The sequence below is a fragment of the Streptomyces geranii genome (assembly GCF_002954775.1).
In the GTDB taxonomy this organism is placed as follows: domain Bacteria; phylum Actinomycetota; class Actinomycetes; order Streptomycetales; family Streptomycetaceae; genus Streptomyces; species Streptomyces geranii.
Window position 1 is genome coordinate 56,187 of record NZ_PJME01000048.1, and the last position, 17,767, is coordinate 73,953.

Below are 17,767 nucleotides of genomic sequence, written 5' to 3' on the forward strand. Positions count from 1 at the left end.
ACCGTCAGCCGTGAACCGTCAGCCGTCAGCCGCCGATCGCGGCTGGCGGCCGGCCGGCCATCAGCCGGTTGACCAGGGCCAGCAGCAGATCCCGGCTGTCCCCCCGCTCCCGCAGGTCGCCCATCACGACCGGGACCCGCGGATCGAGGTCCAGCGCGTCCCGTATCTCCGCCACCGTGCGGTCCCGTACCCCGTGGAAGCAGTTGACGCCGACCACGAACGGCACGCCACGGCTCTCGAAGAAGTCGATCGAGGCGAAGCTGCTCTCCAGCCGCCGGGTGTCCGCGAGGACGACCGCGCCGAGGGCGCCGTGCACCAGGTCGTTCCACATGAACCAGAAGCGTTCCTGGCCGGGCGTACCGAACAGGTACAGCACGAGCCGGCCGCTCACCGTGATCCGGCCGAAGTCGAGCGCCACGGTGGTCGTGGTCTTCTGCTCGACCCCGTCGAGGTCGTCGACGCCGAGCCCCGCGACGGTCAGCTGCTCCTCGGTGTGCAGCGGCGGGATCTCGCTCACGGAGCCGACCATGGTGGTCTTGCCGACGCCGAAGCCGCCCGCGATGAGGATCTTCACGGCGGCGGGCGCGACGGGCGTCCGGGCCACGGAGGCCTGCGCCCCGGGCCCGGTCTGCTGTCCGTCGGAGTCAGAGTCTGAGTAGGGCATCCTTCACCGCCTGCAGAAGAGTCATGTCCGGTTCCTGGCCGACGGCCACCGCGAGCGGCGGCCGGGCCGTGACCCGGTCGAGCGTGATGAGGTCGCCGACGAGGATCTTCGTCACCGCCACCGGCAGATTCAGCCCGGCGGCGACCTCGGCGAGCGCCACCGGCGTACGGCACTGCCGCAGGATCGTCCGGTGCTCGGGCTGCAGCGACCGGTCGCCGGCCCGTTCGGCGGGCGCGACGGTGGCGATCACCGTGATGAGGGTGAGGTCGTCGCGCGCCGAGGCGGTACGCCCATGGGTGATCGTGTACGCCCGGACGAGCCCCTCCTCGGCGTCATCGTCGTCCGGCGACGCGTCCGCCCAGTGCCTCACTCACGCCCTCCGCCCTCCAGGTGCTGGACCCGCACCTCGGTCCCCAGCCGCTGCCCGACCTGCTGTACGAGGGTGTCCATCGCGACGGCCATCACCTCGGCGTCGACCTCCTGGTCCGCGACGACCGCCAGGTGGGTGCCCCGGCCGGCCGAGCTGACGAACAGCCAGATCTCGTCCAGCTCGATGATCACCTGGTGGACGGCCCCGCCGCCGAAGACCTCCCCGACCCCCCGGGCCAGACTCTGCTGACCGGTGGCGATGGCGGCCAGCCGCTCCGCGTCGACCCGCGCGATGCTGCTCGACTGGCTCACCACCAGCCCGTCGTCGGACAGCACGATGGCGTTCCGGGTGCCCGGCACCTGGTCGACCAGACGGTCGAGCAGCCAGTCGAGGTCGGAGTTGGTGGCAGTGGTTCGCAGAGTCATCGTCCGTCTTCCTTCCGGGCCCCGTCGGGTCCCGGTGAGGGGTGGGTGGGCTGGTGGTCGGTCCGGTGGTCCGCGTCGGGCCTGAGCCGCGAGGCACGGGACTGACGCTGGAAGGCACCGACGGTGGCGCCGGATCGGGCACCCTTCCGCCGGGGCAGGGGCTGCACGGCGGCGCTGGTGGAGCCACCGCGCGGCGGTTCGACCGCGGGGTACGAGGGCGGCGGCTCCCGGAGTTCGGTGACGAGGCTCGCCTGCCGGACCCGCCGGGGGAGGGGGTTCTGGCCGCCGTCGGACGCCTGGGCGGGAGCCTGCGCGGGACGGGCCGGCGGCACCGAGGGCGTCGACGGAGCCGAGGGCGCGGCCCAGGGGCCGATCAGCGGCCGGGCGTACGTCTCCTGGTCGCCGGCGTAGGCGTCGCGCGGGCGGGGCGCGGGGCGGGCCGGGGCGTCGGCGAGGGTGAGCGGGTCCTGGACCTGGTCGTGGTCCTGCTCCGGGTGCGTCGGGTCCGTCGGGTGCGTGTGGCGGCCGGTCGCGGCGCGCAGGGCGAACCGGTCCTGGGCGTCAGCCGATGGGGAGGCCGTGGCCTGCGGGGGCGCCGGCAGCGGGGCGGGCCGGTCCGGGATGCGCTGACCGCCGGTGATCAGGTTGCCGGGGACCAGCACCACGACCCTCGTGCCGCCGAACGACGACGGCCGCAGCTCCACCTGGAGGCCCAGGTTGGCGGCCAGACGGGCGACGACGTACAGGCCGAGCCGGGCGTCGTCGGCGCGGGACATCACGTCCATCCGGGGCGGGTTCGCCATCAGCTCGTTCGCCTCGGCGTACTGCTCGGGGTCCATGCCCATGCCCCGGTCCTCGATCTCGATCGCGATGCCACGCCCCACCTGGGACGCGGTCACCTCGACCGGGGTCGGCGGCCGGGAGAACGACACCGCGTTCTCCATCAGTTCGGCGAGGAGGTGGACCATCGGCCCGACCGCCCGCTCCGACAGCCAGGTCTCGCCGTCGGTGTCGATCCGGATGCGCCGGTAGTCCTGCACCTCGCCCTGCGCCGAGCGCAGGATGTCCAGCAGCAACACCGGTCTGCGCCAGCGGCGTTGGGGTGTGCCGCTGCCGAGGATGACCAGGTTCTCCTCGTAGCGGCGCAGCCGGGCCGCGAGGTGGTCGAGGTCGAAGAGCCCCTCCAGGACCTCGGGGTCCTCGTGCCGCCGCTGCATCTCGCCGAGACGTTTCAGCTGCATGCCGATCAGCAACTGCGTGCGCCGCGCGATGCGTTGCAGCAGCCGCTCGAAGCCGCGGTACAGCTCGATCTCCCGGACGGCGGTGTCCAGGGCCGAGCCGCGGGCCTGGTTGAGGGCCTGGCCGAGCTGGCCGAGTTCGTCGTCGCCGTGCCGGATCTCGGGCAACTCGGCGTCGGTGTCCACCTTCTCGCCCTGGCGCAGCCGCTCCACCAGACCGGGCAGCCGCTCCTGGAGTTCGAGCGCCTGGGCGCGCAGCCCGAAGATACGGCGGCGCAGGATGCCGGTCAGCCGCAGCGAGATGAACAGCATCAGCAGTACGGCCGTCATGCTCACGGCGCTGTTGACCATCATGTCGGTCATCAGGCCGCCGAGTTCGTCCTCGGTGGCGGCGACCAGGTCGTCGGAGTAGGCGTTGCTGGCCTGCAGCAGCGCCGGTGTCATCCCGCCGAGGCTCTGCTGCCACTGCTTGCCGAGGGCGGCGGAGACGGCGGTCCGGCCCTTGTCGTCGGCGTCCCCGGTGTCCAGCAGACGCTGCTCGACCGTGGTCTTGCGCTTCCAGTCGGCGCCGGACAGCACGGCCCGGTAGGCCTTCGCCCGGGCCTCGGGCAGCTGCGGGACGACCTTGTCGTCGTAGATGTGCTGCTGGCTGCCGATCACCTCGGCCAGCTGGAAGCGCTCCTCGGCGGAGAGCCGGCCGCTCGCCACCCCGGCGGCGATGATCGCGTCCTCGCGCGAGAGCATCTCCAGGCCCCACTGCGCGTCGAGCGCGGGCCGGGCGAGGACGGTCGTCCCGCCGAAGCCGACGTTGCTGAAGTCCTCGAACAGCTGCATGCTCGACGCGATCACCGCGGTGTACTCGTCGAACGTCCGCTGCCGGTCCGTCGACCGCCGGTCCACGGCCTCCCGGTAGTCGGGCAGCTTCTTCAGCCCGAGGGTGACCTCCCGGAAGGGCTCCACGAGAGCGGACGGGACGGTGCCGAGCGCGTCGAGGCTCTGTACGGACCTGTCGGTGAGGGTGCGCTGCCGGGTCAGTTCGGTACGGCCGGCCTTGGGGTCGGCGAGTGCCGCCGCGCTCAGCCGCCGCTCGGCCTGGAGGTTGAAGAAGACGGTGACGAGCGGGGTGCCGAAGCGTTTCCCCTGCTCGTTGCGGTCATGGACGGTCCGCCAGTCGCCGTACAGCTGGGCGGAGTTCATCGCACCGAGGGCGACCAGGGCGAGACAGGGCACCAGGGCCAGGACGAGGAGGATCGTCCGGAGGGACAACTGGCGCTTCGGAGCGGGGTCCTGGCGTTGTCGCGCCGTGCGTGCGTGAAGTGCCACAAGGGTTCCCGGCCTGTGAGTGGTGGCGGACTGTCCGAAAAGGAGCGGTCCGCGCCATGACAGGGGGGAGCCTACCGATTCACGAATTCATCACAACAGTTGTTCCGGTGAATGGGAGCGACTCGTTATTCGGCCGACGCGGGGCCACCGGTGGGCCGACAATGGGCCGCGCGAACTGGAATCCCTCACACCGGTTTCGCGCAGCCCACCGGCCGTTCGCCGCCCAGCTGGACGTAAAGGGCGGTGGAGGCAGGGCAGTTGACGCGTTTGACGACGGCCTCGGTCACCTTGTACTCGGGCTTCTTCTCGCCCATCCCGCTCGCGTCGCACGCGGTCTCCCGCACCTCCCCGCGCCCCGCGCTGTACACGCAGTCCCCGACGATCGTGCGCGGCCCTCCGCCGCCGCCCGGGTCGCCGGGGTGCGGGGCCTGGAGGTTGCGCATGCAGGAGTAGCCCTGCGGGACGGCCCCGTCGCCGTCCTCGTCGGCGGCGGGCCGCTGTTCGCTGATGTGCAGCACGAAGTCGGTGGTCGCCGGACACGACGGACCGTCGCCCACCTTTCCGTCGAACCGGGCCACGACCCGCGCCGCGGCCCGCTCACTGGTGCAGGGCACCTCGGTGAAGCTGGTGGTGCCGAAGGAGCTGCACTCGTCGACGGAGAGGAAGACGGTGCCGTAGCCGCTGGGCCGGGGCGACGCGGGCCGCTGCCCGACCGCCTTGCCGTCGGCGGCCCCGGAGGCCCCGCCCGCCGACTCGCTCGCCGACCCGTCGCCGGACCCGCCCCCCGACAGCTGGCACCCACTCCCCAGGAACACCACGGCCGTCGCCAGCAGCGCGCAGACGAGCCCCCGTACACGCTTCACTCCCACGGACCCCACAGAACGCCTCTTGCGCATCGCATCCCCCCGAGTACCCCCGCCCAGCGTGGCCCGCACCGCCAGGGCCGCGCCGGATATCCGGCGGATTTGCGCCTATTGGGGGTGGTGCGCCGGTTGTGCGACGTACGCGCCGTACGCCTCCTTGCTTCCTGTTGCCGGACGGTCCCGGCGAGATCGACTACGGCGCGGGAACGCCCCTGGAGGGGCCGCAGGCCCCTTTCAGGGCGCGGGGCTGTGTTCATATGCGGCTCCGCCGCGTGGGCGCGACCGGCCACGACGGCGCCGCAGTCGACCGACAACCGGAGCCCCTCGCGCACCACCGGCGGAACGCTCAGTACGACAGCCCGTGCCCGACCGGATAAAGCACCACCGTCGGATCGCCCGCGTCCAGCACCCGTACCGGCAGCCTGCCGCGCGGCGCGACCCGCCCCGCGATCACCCGCGCGGCGGCCCGGAGTTCGACGTCCGTCCAGGAGTAGGTGGCCAAGTAGGCCTGTACGTCGGGCAGTTGGGCCACGTCGTAAGGGTTGCGGACGGCGACACACACCACCGGCCGCCCGGTGGCGAGGAGTTGGGCGACCAGGGCCCGCTGACTGCTGGCGGCGCCGACGTTGTACGTCCCGACCACCACCGCGTCCGCCTCCCCGGCGGCGGCGACCGCGCGGGCGATGACGGCGGCGGAGGGCGCGGTGCCGGTGGAGAGGGCGGTGGCGGTGAAGCCCAGCTCCGTGAGGGCGCCCGCGAGAACGCTGGTCGGCGGCCCGGTCGTCCCCGACGGCGAGGCGGGATCGGCCCCCACGACGAGCACCCGCTTCTGGGTGACCCGCGAAAGGGGCAGCAGTTGCCGCTCGTTGACGACGAGCGTGGTGGACCGTTCGGCGATCCGGTCGGCGGCGCCGAGATGCCCCGCGACCCCGACGGCCCGGTCGACGCCCGCGTGGGTGACGTACGGCCGGTCGAGCAGCCCGAGCCGGTTCTTGAGCCGAAGGACGCGCAGGATCGAGGTGTCGAGCCGCGCCTCCGTCAACTCCCCCTGCCGTACGGCCGCGAGGACGGCGTTCCAGGCGATGTCGAGGGAGGGCGGGTTGAGCAGCTGATCGACCCCGGCCTTGAGCGCCAGCACCGGAACCCGGTCGTCGCCGTACTTCTCCCGTACGCCCTGCATGCCCAGCGAGTCGGTCACCACGACCCCGTCGTAACCGAGTTCCTCGCGCAGGATGCCGGTGAGGATCGGGCGGGAGAGGGTCGCGGGGTCGCCGGAGGGGTCGAGGGCCGGGACCATGATGTGCGCGGTCATGATCGAGTCGATACCGGCACGGATCGCGGCCCGGAACGGCGGTGCGTCGATCGTGTCCCACTCCGCCCGCGTGTGGTCGATGACGGGGAAGCCGTAGTGACTGTCGACGGCGGTGTCCCCGTGCCCCGGGAAGTGCTTGGCGGTGGCGGCGACCGAGGCCCGCTGATACCCGGTCACCTGCGCGGCGACCAGCCCGGCCACCGCGTTCGGATCGGCGCCGAAGGAGCGTACGCCGATCACCGGATTGGCCGGGTCGACGTTCACGTCGGCGACCGGCGCGTAGTCCTGGCGGATGCCGAGGGCGCGCAGTTCGGCGCCGCTGATGCTGCCCGCCGTACGGGCGTCGGTGCGCGAGCCGTTCGCGCCGAGGGCCATGGCGCCGGGGAGGAGGGTGGCGGGCTTGCCGACGCGGGCGACGATCCCGTGCTCCTGGTCGGTGGAGACGAGCACGGGCAGCCCGCGCGGCAGACCGAGCGAGGCCCGCTGGATGCCGTTGCTGAGATCGGCGATCTGATGGGGATCGCGGGTGTTGTGCGCCCAGGAGAAGTAGATGATCCCGCCGACCCGGTACCGGGCGATCAGCTCGGCCGCCGTCCGGACGCCGATCTCGGCGAGGTTGGCATCGATGTCGGCCTGGTCGGGGGCGGTGGCGGAGTGCCCGTACACCCGCATGACGAACAGCTGACCGACCTTCTCCTCCAGGGTCATCCCGGCGATGATCCGCCGCAGCCGGGCGTCACCGCCGTACGCGGGCGGGGCGCCCGCCCGGGGGTCGTACGCCCGCGCCTCACCGCCGAGGGCGAGCGCGGCACCGGAACCGGCGGTGGCGGCGAGAAGAGCACGTCTGGTGGTGCCGGAGTCGCGCACGGGGCGCTCCTTCCCTCGTGAAGGAAACTTCCGAGAAGTCACGAATAACCGGGAAGTTTCTTCCAGTCAAGGGTGCGAACACTAACGCGAGATGGCCGATTGTCCCCGTAACGGACCTGCGGACGACCGGGTATGAGGGGCCGCCACCGGCGCATCGGAGGGGGGCGCGCCGGTGACGGCTCGCTGCCGGCCGTGGGCGGTTGGAGAGGGGACGTCGGCGTTCGCAGCCAGCAGCGAGGCCGACACCGCACCGCGGTGACTCATCCGGCAGTCGTGCCGGTTGGACGGGGACGGGTCGGCATGGGTTCCCGGATTCCGGCCCGATCCGGGAAGTTGGTGCGGAGGTGGGCGGCGGGGAGCGAGTAATACCCACGAGTAGCGTCCCGTAATCCGGACGACACTCCGAAATTTGGCCAACCCTCTTAGATTCCAAGGGTGTTGGGCGATGATCCCAGCAACACCCTGCAGACACGGGAGGCGTGGCATGGCCACGAAGACAGGACCCCAGCGATACCCCGGCGCCAGCCGGGCGAACTGGTACCAGGACGACTATCCGGGCGACCCGATGCAGGTCAACGTCGTCGTCCTGCACACCACCGAGGGGCGCACCCTGCCCACGTACGGCGGTGGCTCGATGGCGCCGAACCTGACGGCGGTGCCGGATCTCGCCGCGAAGAAGCTGAAGTGGTACCAGCACTTCGACATAGAGACCTCGTCGCGGGCCCTCGCCAACAAGCGGGGCGGCGTCGAGACCAACACGCTCAACGTCACCCAGGTGGAACTGGTCGGCACCTGTGACCCCAAGACCCACAAGAAGTGGTCGGCCGCGGGCCAGGCGCACATCTACTGGCCCGAGGCTCCCGACTGGGCGCTGAGGTCGGTCGCGCGGTTCCTGGCCTGGATGCACGAGGAGCACGGCGTGGTACTGGCCGGCCCGAAGCTGTGGCCGGACTACCCGGACTCGTACGCCGACGGTGGCGGCCAGCGGCTGTCCTTCACCGAGTGGAAGGCGTTCAAGGGAGTGTGCGGTCACATGCACGTCCCGGAGAACGACCACGGCGACCCGGGCGGCCTCGACTTCGGCGCGATCGTCAAGTACGCCAAGGCCGAACTGGACGTCGACGACGACCCGCCGACGACCACACCCAAGCCGGTGGTGCCCGCGTATCCGGGCCGCAAGTTCTTCGTGGCGGGCGCGGTGAACGAACACGTACTCAAGCTGGGCAGGCAGTTGGTCAAGCGCGGCTTCGGCGACCACTACAAGGTCGGCCCGAGCCGCAGCTGGGGCGAGACGGACCGCCTCAACGTCCGCGACTTCCAGAAGTCCCGCAAGGAACTCCGCGGCGACGCGGACGGCCTTCCGGGGCCGCTGACCTGGCGGTTGCTGTTCTCGTAGACGTAAACGTAGACGTAGACGGGTGGCTCAGGGCTCTCCCGCCCGCAGAACGGCGGGAGAGCCCGTCCAGGAGGACCACGTGATGCCGGAGGACCGGGCGGAGCCGGAGGACCGGGCGGAGCCGCCGGTGCACGGAACGCTGCACCACATCGAGATCTGGGTCCCGGACATCGACCGGGCGGTGGCCCAGTGGGAGTGGCTGCTGACGGCGCTCGGCCACGCGCCCTTCCAGCGCTGGGCGCGGGGCCGCAGCTGGCGGCTCGGCGCCACCTACCTCGTCCTCGAACAGTCGCCCGCGCTGACCGGCACCCGGCACGACCGCCGGGCCCCCGGTCTGAACCACCTCGCCTTCCACGTCCGGGACGACGCGGCGGTCGACGCGCTGGTGGCGCGGGCGGCGGACCACGGCTGGACGCTGATGTTCCCCGACGAGCATCCGCACGCGGGCGGCGAGCAGCAGTACGCGGCCTATCTGGAGAACACGGACGGCTTCGAGGTCGAGCTGGTGGCGTTCACCGTTCATGGTCCATTTCGCGGACGTTCCGGCGCGTGAGGCGTGGGCCGGGCCAGCATAGGGGCCATGGCCGTCGTAGAGATTCCCGGTTCCAAGTCCATCACCGCGCGCGCCCTCTTCCTCGCCGCGGCAGCCGACGGGGTCACCACCCTCGTACGCCCCCTGCGCTCCGACGACTCCGAGGGCTTCGCCGAGGGCCTGGTCGCTCTCGGCTACCGGGTCGGCCGGACCCCGGGCACCTGGCAGATCGACGGCCGCCCGCAGGGCCCGGCGGTCACCGAGGCGGACGTCTACTGCCGCGACGGCGCCACCACCTCCCGCTTCCTCCCGACCCTCGTAGCCGCCGGCCACGGCACCTACCGCTTCGACGCCTCCCCCCAGATGCGCCGCCGCCCCCTGGGCCCCCTCACCCGCGCCCTGCGCGACCTGGGCGTGGACCTGCGGCACGAGGAGGCGGAGGGGCACCACCCGCTGAGCATCGAGGCGGCGGGCGTGGAGGGCGGCGACGTCACCCTGGACGCGGGCGAGTCGTCCCAGTACCTGACCGCGCTCCTGCTCCTCGGCCCGCTGACCCGCAAGGGCCTGCGCATCCACGTCACGGACCTCGTCTCGGCGCCCTACGTGGAGATCACCGTCGCGATGATGCGGGAGTTCGGGGTCGAGGTGCGCAGAGAGGGCGACGTGTACGCGGTCCCGCCCGGCGGCTACCGCGCCACGACGTACGCCGTCGAGCCCGACGCCTCCACCGCGAGCTACTTCTTCGCGGCGGCGGCCCTGACGGGCGGCGAGGTGACGGTCCCCGGCCTGGGCACGGGCGCGCTCCAGGGTGACCTGGGCTTCGTGGACGTACTGCGCCGAATGGGCGCGAGGGTACGGACGACCACCGACGGCACGACGGTGACGGGCACCGGCGAACTGCGCGGCCTGACGGTCAACATGCGGGACATCTCCGACACGATGCCGACCCTGGCGGCCCTGGCCCCCTTCGCCTCCGGCCCCGTGCGCATCGAGGACGTGGCCAACACCCGGGTGAAGGAGTGCGACCGCCTGGACGCCTGCGCGGAGAACCTCCGGCGGCTGGGAGTACGGGTGGACACGGGCCCCGACTGGATCGAGATCCACCCCGGCACGGCTCCGACCCCCGGCACGGACATCAAGTCGTACGGCGACCACCGCATCGTCATGTCCTTCGCGGTGACCGCCCTGCGCGTCCCGGGAATCACCTTCGACGACCCGGGGTGCGTACGGAAGACGTTCCCCGGGTTCCACGAGGCGTTCGCGGAGCTGGGGGCAGCGCTGGGCTGACATACCCAGCCCGTCCGGCGTTTGAGGACAAGCAGGGGTCTGGGGGCGCAGCCCCCAGGGATGGGACGGGTAGGGGCGGCGGGGGCGAGAAAGGCCCGGCCCCAGGTTGCGCAGCGGGTGGCTCAGGCCGACTCGTTGAGGAGTCGGGCCAGATGCTCGCGCCCCGCCCCCAGCAACCCCTCCAACGCCGCAGCCCCCTCGTACCACCGCTTCTCGTACTCCCAGCACAACCACCCGTCCCACCCGTGCCGCGACAGCACCTCCACACACTCGGCGAGCGGCAGCACCCCCGCCCCCAGCGCCAGCGGAGTGGTGTCCTCGACCGAGGCGATGTCCTTGACCTGGACGTATCCGAGATGCGGGGACAGCGCCGCGTAGCTCTCCAGCGGCTGCTCGCCGCCGAGCCAGGTGTGCATGACATCCCAGAGCGCGCCCACCTGCCGGTGCCCGACCGGACCGAGGACGCGGATCGCGGCGGCGCCGGTGCGATGCGAGTCGTGGGTCTCCAGCAGGATGCGTACGCCGATGTCGCCCGCGTACTCGGCCGCCGTACCGAGCCGCCGGGCGGCCGTCGCGTCGGCCTCTTCGGCGCTCTGCTCGGTACCGCCCCCGGGAAACACCCGGACGAACGGGGCCCCGATGTCCCGGGCGAGTTCGAGCAGCGCCCGCAGCTCGGCCAGCACGGGCTCGTCGTCACCGGGCGCGGCGACCCGGACGTACCCGGCGAGACCGAGGATCTCGACGCCGGACGCCTTGAACTCGGCCGCCACGTCGGCCCGTTCGGCGAGGGTGAGACCGAGGTTGACGGGCTCTTCGGGGTGGGTGCGCAGCTCGACGCCGTGGTAGCCGTGGGCGGTCGCGAGCCGCAGGACATCGGGGAGGGGGAGACCGGGGACGCCGAGGGTGGAGAACGCCAGTTTCATGCTGGGACCATATCCGTCACTCCGCGGTATTCGTCACTCCACGGTGCCGTGCAGATCCAGCCGCCAGTCCTGCCCCACCAGATCCTTGCCGAAGGAACGGTGGGGCTTCTCGTCGGCCAGGACGAAGCCGTGCCGCTGGTAGATGTGGCGGGCCGCGGTGAGTACGTCGTTGGTCCACAGGACGAGTTCGCGGTAGCCGACCTCGCGGGCGAAGCCGACGACGGCCGCGACGAGCCGGTCGCCGATGCGGAGCCCGCGCGCGTCCGGCTCGACGAGCAGCAGCCGCAGCCGGGCCGTCCCGGGCGCCTCGTCCCGTACGCACATCACACAGCCCACCGGCCGGCCGTCCAGCTCGGCGATCCACACCCGCTCCAGGTGCGGGTCGTGGTCCTCGGCGAAGTCGGCGACGATCCGGGCGACCAGGCCCTCGTAGTCGGTGTTGAAGCCGTACTCGGCCGCGTACAGCGCCGCGTTGCGCTGCACGATCCAGCCGAGGTCGCCGGGCACGGGATCGCGCAGCAGGACGTCCTCGCGGCGCGGCGGCCGGCCGTCGGAGAGGAGCGAACGGACCGTGTGCAGCGCCTCCGCGAGGCGGGGCCGGTCGGCGGCGGGGACGGTGGCGAGGAGGGAGGCGATGGACTGCGCCGAGCGCTCGTCGAGCAGGTCGGCGGTCTCGCGCCCGCGTGCGGTGAGCGTGACGTGCCGCCGCCGTGGGTCACGCTCCGAGGGGGCCCGCTCGATCAGCCCGTTCTCCTCGAACTTGTTGAGGATACGGCTCAAGTACCCGGCGTCCAGGGTGAGTTCGGCACGGAGATCGGCTGCGTCGGTACGGGTGGAGTGCGCGAGTTCGTACAGGACGCGGGCCTCGGTGAGGGTGTAGGGGGCGTAGAGGCTGGTGCCGTAGTCGAGCGCGCCGATGACGTTCGTGTAGAAGCGGTTGAAGGAACGGATGTCCTGGACGGTCATGGGCCACCTCGCGACGGCACGGACGGCTGGCAGCAGACAGTTGACTGAGTCAGAGGTTTGCTGGTCCGAGAGTAGAGCCGGGGCGGGGTGTTCTCAAGGCCCGGGTGACGACGACCCCACGCCGTGAGGGTCCGACCGGCGTGCTGCCTGCCGGTCGGACCCTCACCGCTGCGCTGTTCCTGTGACGGCTCAGGCAGCCGCGTCGAAGCCGGACTGCCGCCCGCGCGATCGCCGGGCGGCCGAAGCGGGACTGCGCCGGCCGCGGGTGACCGCGCCGCGCTTGCGCTTCTCGGCCGCCGGCGCGGTGATGGTGACGGGGACGCCGGAGGGCGCCTGGGCGCCGGTGATCCGGCTGAGGGCCTCGTCGCCGCCGGAGCGGACCTGGGTGGTCTGGGGGACGATCCCGGCGGCGGCCATGAGGCGGGTCATGTCGCGGCGCTGGTTGGGGGTGACCAGGGTGACGACGCTGCCGGACTCGCCGGCGCGGGCGGTACGTCCGCCGCGGTGGAGGTAGTCCTTGTGGTCGGTCGGCGGGTCGACGTTGACGACGAGGTCGAGGTTGTCGACGTGGATGCCGCGGGCGGCGACGTTCGTGGCGATCAGGACGGTGACGTGCCCGGTCTTGAACTGGGCGAGCGTGCGGGTGCGCTGCGGCTGGGACTTCCCGCCGTGCAGGGCGGCGGCCCGTACTCCGCTGTTGAGGAGGTCCTGGGTGAGGCGGTCCACGGCGTGCTTGGTGTCGAGGAACATGATCACCCGGCCCTCGCGCGCCGCGATCTCCGTCGTCGTCCGGTGCTTGTCGGCGCCCTGCACGTGCAGGACGTGGTGCTCCATCGTGGTGACCGCGCCCTGGGAGGGGTCCACGGAGTGCACGACGGGGTCGCTGAGGTAACCGCGGACCAGACGGTCGACGTTACGGTCCAGGGTCGCGGAGAACAGCATGCGCTGGCCCTCGGGACGTACCTGGTCCAGGAGGGCGGTGACCTGCGGCATGAAGCCCATGTCGGCCATCTGGTCGGCCTCGTCGAGGACGGTGATCGCGACCCGGTCGAGCCGGCAGTCGCCGCGGTCGATGAGGTCCTTGAGGCGCCCGGGGGTGGCCACGACGACCTCGGCGCCCCCACGCAGCGCACTCGCCTGCCTGCCGATCGGCATCCCGCCGACGACGGTGGCCAGGCGCAGCTTCACGGCGCGGGCGTACGGGGTGAGGGCATCGGTGACCTGCTGGGCGAGTTCCCGGGTGGGGACCAGGACCAGGGCCAGCGGCTGACGGGGCTCGGCGCGCTGCCCGGTGGTCCGGGCCAGCAGGGCCAGACCGAAGGCGAGCGTCTTGCCGGAGCCGGTCCGGCCTCGGCCCAGTACGTCACGGCCCGCCAGGGAGTTCGGCAGCGTCGCGCCCTGGATCGGGAACGGCACGGTCACGCCCTGCGTGGTGAGCGCGGCCAGGAGCTGCCTGGGCATGTCGAGGTCCGCGAACGCCTCGACGGCGGGCAGCGCCGGAGTGATCGTCTTCGGCAGGGCGAACTCTCCCTGCACCGCGGCGGGCCGACGGCTCTGGCCGCCCTGGCCGCCCGAGCGGCTCGGAGCCTTCGAACGGCTCGCTCCACCGGAGGCCGAACCGAAGCGGCGGCTCCGGGAGGCGCGGTGGGAACGGTCGTTCGTACGTGTGGGGTTCATGCAGAACCTTCCTTGATACGGCGCGTATCAAGGAATTTCCGCAGCGGAAGGGCAGCGCGGGTAATCACAAGAACGGCCGAACGGAATGAGAAAGCGAACCTGACCCACGGGAGAACCGTGTCGGCGCAGGGGCTGAAATAGGGTGAGGAGAAACCGCTACGAGAAAATACGTGCTGCGATGAATACGTGATACGGGAAATAAGTGCTACGAGAAATGCGTGCCGCGAGAAACATGCGCTGCGGAAATGCGTACAGCGGGAAACGCGTGAGGCTGGGGCCCGCACCCCGAGGGATGCGGGCCCCAGCCACACAGTGCACGCGGCGTCAGGCGAGAACGATGTTCTCGGCCGTCGGGCCCTTCTGGCCCTGCGCGATGTCGAAGGTGACCTTCTGGCCCTCGGTCAGCTCACGGAAGCCCTGGGCGGCGATGTTCGAGAAGTGGGCGAACACGTCGGCGCCGCCACCGTCCTGCTCGATGAAGCCGAAACCCTTTGCCGCGTTGAACCACTTCACGGTGCCAGATGCCATGTCAGATCTCCTTTGGGGCAGTACAGCGGCATCCGCACTGCACGGACGCCGTGTCGCCGAGATGATGCCCCGACCGGAAAACGACCCGGAAAAAATTTTGGGAACCACGACTGCAACTGGGCTCGACGATAGCATGCCGAATCCGCCGCCCAGCGCCGGAATAACTCCACGCTATTCGCTGCGGAAAAACCCTCCCCGCGCCGTGAGTCAAACCCTCACCTCGCGGTCGTAGATACCGACCGACCGGGAGCGCAGACTTTTCTCCGACACGGATCGGGGCCGCGCGGCTGTCGCCACGCGGCCCCGATCATGTGCGAGGGAGATCAGGCCGGGCTGATGTTCTCCGCCTGGGGGCCCTTCTGGCCCTGGGTGACGTCGAACGTCACGGCCTGGCCCTCCTGGAGCTCACGGAAGCCCGAGGAGTTGATCGCCGAGTAGTGGGCGAAGACGTCCGGGCCGCCACCGTCCTGGGCGATGAAGCCGAAGCCCTTCTCCGCGTTGAACCACTTCACAGTTCCTGTAGCCATGTCTCGTGCCTTCCAGCCGATGAACGTCTCCCGCACGATGCGGAAGACGGAGGTGATCGCCCTGGTCCCTGCGGCACAGCACAGCAAAAAGCCCACACCGAAGGCGTGGGCAAAGGGAACTTCCGAACCACGACAGCTGACCCAGACGCTACACGTCTGTACACCCTGTCACCATAGGGAATGACCTAAGAGCCACTTCCGACGGGTGTGCGCGGACCCCCGGTACCCGCCGGCCGCGCACCACTTCAGTCCGCGGTCGGCGCTTCCGCCGCTTCGGTCGCTACCGCCGCTTCGGCGGCGCGACGGTATTCGGCGTTGATGCGCTGGGCCTCTTCGAGCTGGTCCTCAAGGATGATGATGCGGCAGGCGGCCTCGATGGGCGTCCCCTGGTCGACGAGTTCCCGGGCGCGGGCGGCGATGCGCAACTGGTACCGGGAGTAGCGGCGGTGGCCGCCCTCGGATCGGAGCGGGGTGATGAGGCGGGCTTCTCCGATGGCACGGAGGAAGCCCTGGGTGGTGCCGAGCATCGCGGCGGCCCGGCCCATGGTGTAGGCGGGATAGTCGTCGTCGTCGAGACGGTCGTACGAGTCGTCCGCTGTCATCTGCACCTCTCTGGGGAACGCGTCGAGGGGCCCCGATGCCGTACGGCACCAGGGCCCCGAAGGAACTACTACACCATCTGCCGGCATCCGTACTGCGCCGGCCTTCTGTATCCGCGCACCTGACCGAGAATCTGTTGGGCTCGGGTTCGGGTTCGGGTGCGCGGGGATCGCGGTTGTTCGACCGGAGACCACCTCACTATCGATGTCCTGCGGTACCCGGGCTCAGAACTCCGCCCGGGCGATCCTGTGATGCTGATGGCGTGGCTTCCTCCGTTCTTCCCTCGGTGATCGACTACTGCCAAACGGGGCACTGCGTACTGCCTACTGCACTCACGGCGGCCCCTAATGACTGCGGGCCACCCGGTCCGGTCGTCAGTCCCGTCACCGTCCTGCAACTGCTCTGGCTCCGGAACTCCACCACCGCACCGTCCTGCGGACTACAACTGCGTGTTGCGACTGCGTGTACTGCCGCCCGGCAGTTCGTGTCTGCCGGGCCCTTCTGTCTCTCTGGGCTACGAGAGAAACCATAACCGCGCCACAACCCGATGTCTACTCTGGCCGACATAGATTTTCGGGCGTACGACGGCCAGGTATTCAACGCCGCAGGGGACGACGTGACTCAGCCCCAGAACTCGTCGCTGCGGCCGATGTCCTCAAGGCACTCGTCGAGGTCGGTGATCCTGTCCCCGACGATCCGGAAGACGATGGAGGCGGTCTCGTCGATCCGCCGCCCCTGCCGCTCGGCGGTGAACCGATGCAGGGAGACCGCGTGCCCACGTCCATCGACGAGGACGTTCAGCAGCGCGACACGCATACTCCCGTCCGTCTCCTCGCCGAGTCGCCGGTACAGGTCGATGATCGCGTCCTGCCCCTTGAAGTCCCCGGAGAGCGGGTGACTGCCGGGGACGTGGTGCGTGGCGTCCGACGCCAGCAGGGTGCGCATGGTGTCCATGTCACCGCGCGAGAAGGCGTCGTAACCCTTGCGTACGAGGGCGGCGTGCGGGTGCTCAGCCATGGTGATCGCCACCTTTCGGTATGTGGGCGATGTCCGACTGACGGGGACCATTGTCCTCGGGTCGGGGGCGCTGCGCAGGTCAGGGCTCACGGCTGACGCCCGCCCTGGAGGGGGAACCAGGACGGGCGTCACAGGCGGGGGCCAGGCGTCTGGCGTGGGTTACGCGCGGCCTGTGACGGGCTCATGGCTGGGCGGCGTCTGGACGGGTTTGCGGCAGTCCGGCGAGTTCGCGGGTGCGGGGTGGCCGTTGAGGGCGACAGTTCGGAGTCCGTCGCGTGCTTTCTGCTGCGGGACAGGCTCAGAGGGAGGTGCCGACACCCTGTGCGCTGAGGTGGCGTGTTGTGTGCCGGGCGGCTCGCATTCTGCGGCGGGGCGGGCAGGTATTCCGGGGTTCGGGCTATCTGGGCGTCTTTGGGAGCCTCACCGACACTGGTTGTTCCGTTGGCCGGTGAGGAGGGAGCCACTCGCTAAGGCGAGGCCTGTGCACCGGACGGAGCGGCGAAATCCGCAAGGCCACGGAGATACGACAGACCGGGGCCACTGGAGAACTGCCTCTCGCCGACGACGGTGAACCCCGAGCGGGTCAGCACGGCCCGCGACGCGGCGTTGTCGAGTGTGGCCCCGGCCCGCAGGGTGGTCAGCCCGTAGCGGTTGGCGGCGAGGCCGCAGACCTCCCGTACGGCCCAGGTGGCCAGCCCCCGGCCCGTGGCGCGCTCCGCGATCCGATACCCGAGGTCGGCGCCGCCGTCCGCCACATCCAGGAGATTGACCCGCCCCAGCACCTCGCCCCCGGCGCCGACCAGCAGGTGGAAGTAACAGTCCCCTGCCTGTTGTTCGGCCAGCAGCGCACTGTGCCGCTCACTGAACCGCGCGAAGTACTCATCACCCCGGTCGGGGATGGACGCGGCGAAGTAGGTTCGGTTCTCCTGCTCGAAGGCGAGCAGCGCGGGGGCGTGGTCCGGGCGGAGCAGCTGGATCTCGGGCATGGACACGCACAGGAATATAGGCACCTCGGCCCGAGTCGGCTCCTGCTTTTCCGGCAGCCCCGCATCGCGCCCGCCGGCACACCGGACCGCCCCGGCCCTTGTTCCCCGCTGCTTCTGCGCACAGGCGGCACCCCCTCCAGCGCCGGCCGGCACCACTCAGCCCGTCCGGCGTTTGAGGACGAGCGCGTTCAGCGCGAAAGGGGGGTCTGGGGGCGCAGCCCCCAGGGATGGGTACGGGTAGGGGCGGCGGGGGCGAAAAACCGGGC

General features: G+C 71.0%; 17 protein-coding genes. 3 read left to right on the forward strand and 14 right to left on the reverse strand.

Annotation, left to right across the window (positions count from 1 at the left end; genetic code table 11):
* Positions 1-25 precede the first annotated feature (25 nt).
* The 6 genes from CW359_RS35975 to CW359_RS36000 all read right to left on the reverse strand — a co-directional run bounded on the left by CW359_RS35975 (position 26) and on the right by CW359_RS36000 (position 7,062).
* Positions 26-664, reverse strand: coding sequence for a GTP-binding protein (locus CW359_RS35975; protein WP_105974424.1), 639 nt, complete (start codon positions 662-664; stop codon positions 26-28).
* Positions 645-1,034 carry a DUF742 domain-containing protein gene (locus CW359_RS35980; protein ID WP_105974425.1) on the reverse strand — a complete coding sequence of 130 codons (390 nt, stop codon included), beginning with the start codon at positions 1,032-1,034 and terminating at the stop codon, positions 645-647. Before CW359_RS35980 ends, CW359_RS35975 begins: the two co-directional genes overlap by 20 nt.
* A complete protein-coding gene (locus tag CW359_RS35985) occupies positions 1,031-1,459 on the reverse strand; it encodes a roadblock/LC7 domain-containing protein (protein WP_105974426.1) in 429 nt (142 codons plus the stop codon). The genes CW359_RS35980 and CW359_RS35985 overlap by 4 nt, the downstream gene beginning before the upstream one ends.
* A complete protein-coding gene (locus tag CW359_RS35990) occupies positions 1,456-3,963 on the reverse strand; it encodes a sensor histidine kinase (RefSeq protein WP_105974427.1) in 2,508 nt (835 codons plus the stop codon). The genes CW359_RS35985 and CW359_RS35990 overlap by 4 nt, the downstream gene beginning before the upstream one ends.
* A 242-nt stretch (positions 3,964-4,205) precedes the next feature.
* Positions 4,206-4,916: a hypothetical protein gene (locus CW359_RS35995; RefSeq protein ID WP_408647555.1), complete on the reverse strand. Its 711-nt coding sequence runs from the start codon at positions 4,914-4,916 to the stop codon at positions 4,206-4,208.
* A gap of 313 nt (positions 4,917-5,229) precedes the next feature.
* Positions 5,230-7,062, reverse strand: a complete 1,833-nt coding sequence (locus CW359_RS36000; protein WP_105974428.1) for a glycoside hydrolase family 3 protein — start codon at positions 7,060-7,062, stop codon at positions 5,230-5,232.
* Positions 7,063-7,546: 484 nt separating this feature from the next.
* Between CW359_RS36000 and CW359_RS36005 the strand changes: the two genes are divergently transcribed.
* The 3 genes from CW359_RS36005 (at position 7,547) to aroA (ending at position 10,277) form a co-directional block, all read left to right on the forward strand.
* A complete protein-coding gene (locus CW359_RS36005; protein ID WP_105974429.1) occupies positions 7,547-8,458 on the forward strand; it encodes a peptidoglycan-binding protein in 912 nt (303 codons plus the stop codon).
* Between the two features lie 82 nt (positions 8,459-8,540).
* A complete protein-coding gene (locus CW359_RS36010; RefSeq protein ID WP_105974430.1) occupies positions 8,541-9,011 on the forward strand; it encodes a VOC family protein in 471 nt (156 codons plus the stop codon).
* A 27-nt stretch (positions 9,012-9,038) separates the two neighbouring features.
* On the forward strand, positions 9,039-10,277 hold the full coding sequence (gene aroA, locus CW359_RS36015; protein WP_105974431.1) for a 3-phosphoshikimate 1-carboxyvinyltransferase: 1,239 nt from the start codon (positions 9,039-9,041) through the stop codon (positions 10,275-10,277).
* A gap of 122 nt (positions 10,278-10,399) precedes the next feature.
* Here the strand turns inward: aroA and CW359_RS36020 are convergent, their stop codons facing one another.
* The 8 genes from CW359_RS36020 to CW359_RS36055 all read right to left on the reverse strand — a co-directional run bounded on the left by CW359_RS36020 (position 10,400) and on the right by CW359_RS36055 (position 17,501).
* The gene (locus CW359_RS36020) at positions 10,400-11,200 is read right to left on the reverse strand and encodes a sugar phosphate isomerase/epimerase family protein (protein WP_105974432.1); all 801 of its coding nucleotides are present in this window, start codon (positions 11,198-11,200) and stop codon (positions 10,400-10,402) included.
* Positions 11,201-11,233: 33 nt separating this feature from the next.
* Positions 11,234-12,166 carry a bifunctional helix-turn-helix transcriptional regulator/GNAT family N-acetyltransferase gene (locus CW359_RS36025; RefSeq protein WP_105974433.1) on the reverse strand — a complete coding sequence of 311 codons (933 nt, stop codon included), beginning with the start codon at positions 12,164-12,166 and terminating at the stop codon, positions 11,234-11,236.
* A gap of 189 nt (positions 12,167-12,355) precedes the next feature.
* A complete protein-coding gene (locus tag CW359_RS36030) occupies positions 12,356-13,843 on the reverse strand; it encodes a DEAD/DEAH box helicase (protein WP_105974434.1) in 1,488 nt (495 codons plus the stop codon).
* A gap of 324 nt (positions 13,844-14,167) precedes the next feature.
* Positions 14,168-14,371 carry a cold-shock protein gene (locus CW359_RS36035; RefSeq protein ID WP_105974435.1) on the reverse strand — a complete coding sequence of 68 codons (204 nt, stop codon included), beginning with the start codon at positions 14,369-14,371 and terminating at the stop codon, positions 14,168-14,170.
* A 323-nt stretch (positions 14,372-14,694) separates the two neighbouring features.
* Positions 14,695-14,898 (reverse strand): cold-shock protein, encoded by a 204-nt coding sequence (locus CW359_RS36040; RefSeq protein WP_105974444.1) that lies wholly within the window; start codon positions 14,896-14,898, stop codon positions 14,695-14,697.
* A gap of 245 nt (positions 14,899-15,143) precedes the next feature.
* A complete protein-coding gene (locus CW359_RS36045) occupies positions 15,144-15,500 on the reverse strand; it encodes a MerR family transcriptional regulator (RefSeq protein WP_105974436.1) in 357 nt (118 codons plus the stop codon).
* 619 nt (positions 15,501-16,119) lie between these two features.
* Positions 16,120-16,515, reverse strand: a complete 396-nt coding sequence (locus tag CW359_RS36050) for a nuclear transport factor 2 family protein (RefSeq protein ID WP_105974437.1) — start codon at positions 16,513-16,515, stop codon at positions 16,120-16,122.
* A gap of 467 nt (positions 16,516-16,982) precedes the next feature.
* Positions 16,983-17,501, reverse strand: coding sequence for a GNAT family N-acetyltransferase (locus CW359_RS36055; protein ID WP_105974445.1), 519 nt, complete (start codon positions 17,499-17,501; stop codon positions 16,983-16,985).
* Positions 17,502-17,767 lie beyond the last annotated feature (266 nt).

What these genes read in the sequence shown, in the direction of transcription:
- CW359_RS35975 (WP_105974424.1), bottom strand. Translation starts at nt 664, where the DNA reads ATGCCCTACTCAGACTCTGACTCCGACGGACAGCAGACCGGGCCCGGG.
- CW359_RS35985 (WP_105974426.1), bottom strand. Translation starts at nt 1,459, where the DNA reads ATGACTCTGCGAACCACTGCCACCAACTCCGACCTCGACTGGCTGCTC.
- CW359_RS35995 (WP_408647555.1), bottom strand. Translation starts at nt 4,916, where the DNA reads ATGCGCAAGAGGCGTTCTGTGGGGTCCGTGGGAGTGAAGCGTGTACGG.
- CW359_RS36005 (WP_105974429.1), top strand. Translation starts at nt 7,547, where the DNA reads ATGGCCACGAAGACAGGACCCCAGCGATACCCCGGCGCCAGCCGGGCG.
- CW359_RS36010 (WP_105974430.1), top strand. Translation starts at nt 8,541, where the DNA reads ATGCCGGAGGACCGGGCGGAGCCGGAGGACCGGGCGGAGCCGCCGGTG.
- aroA (WP_105974431.1), top strand. Translation starts at nt 9,039, where the DNA reads ATGGCCGTCGTAGAGATTCCCGGTTCCAAGTCCATCACCGCGCGCGCC.
- CW359_RS36020 (WP_105974432.1), bottom strand. Translation starts at nt 11,200, where the DNA reads ATGAAACTGGCGTTCTCCACCCTCGGCGTCCCCGGTCTCCCCCTCCCC.
- CW359_RS36025 (WP_105974433.1), bottom strand. Translation starts at nt 12,166, where the DNA reads ATGACCGTCCAGGACATCCGTTCCTTCAACCGCTTCTACACGAACGTC.
- CW359_RS36030 (WP_105974434.1), bottom strand. Translation starts at nt 13,843, where the DNA reads ATGAACCCCACACGTACGAACGACCGTTCCCACCGCGCCTCCCGGAGC.
- CW359_RS36035 (WP_105974435.1), bottom strand. Translation starts at nt 14,371, where the DNA reads ATGGCATCTGGCACCGTGAAGTGGTTCAACGCGGCAAAGGGTTTCGGC.
- CW359_RS36040 (WP_105974444.1), bottom strand. Translation starts at nt 14,898, where the DNA reads ATGGCTACAGGAACTGTGAAGTGGTTCAACGCGGAGAAGGGCTTCGGC.
- CW359_RS36045 (WP_105974436.1), bottom strand. Translation starts at nt 15,500, where the DNA reads ATGACAGCGGACGACTCGTACGACCGTCTCGACGACGACGACTATCCC.
- CW359_RS36050 (WP_105974437.1), bottom strand. Translation starts at nt 16,515, where the DNA reads ATGGCTGAGCACCCGCACGCCGCCCTCGTACGCAAGGGTTACGACGCC.
- CW359_RS36055 (WP_105974445.1), bottom strand. Translation starts at nt 17,501, where the DNA reads ATGCCCGAGATCCAGCTGCTCCGCCCGGACCACGCCCCCGCGCTGCTC.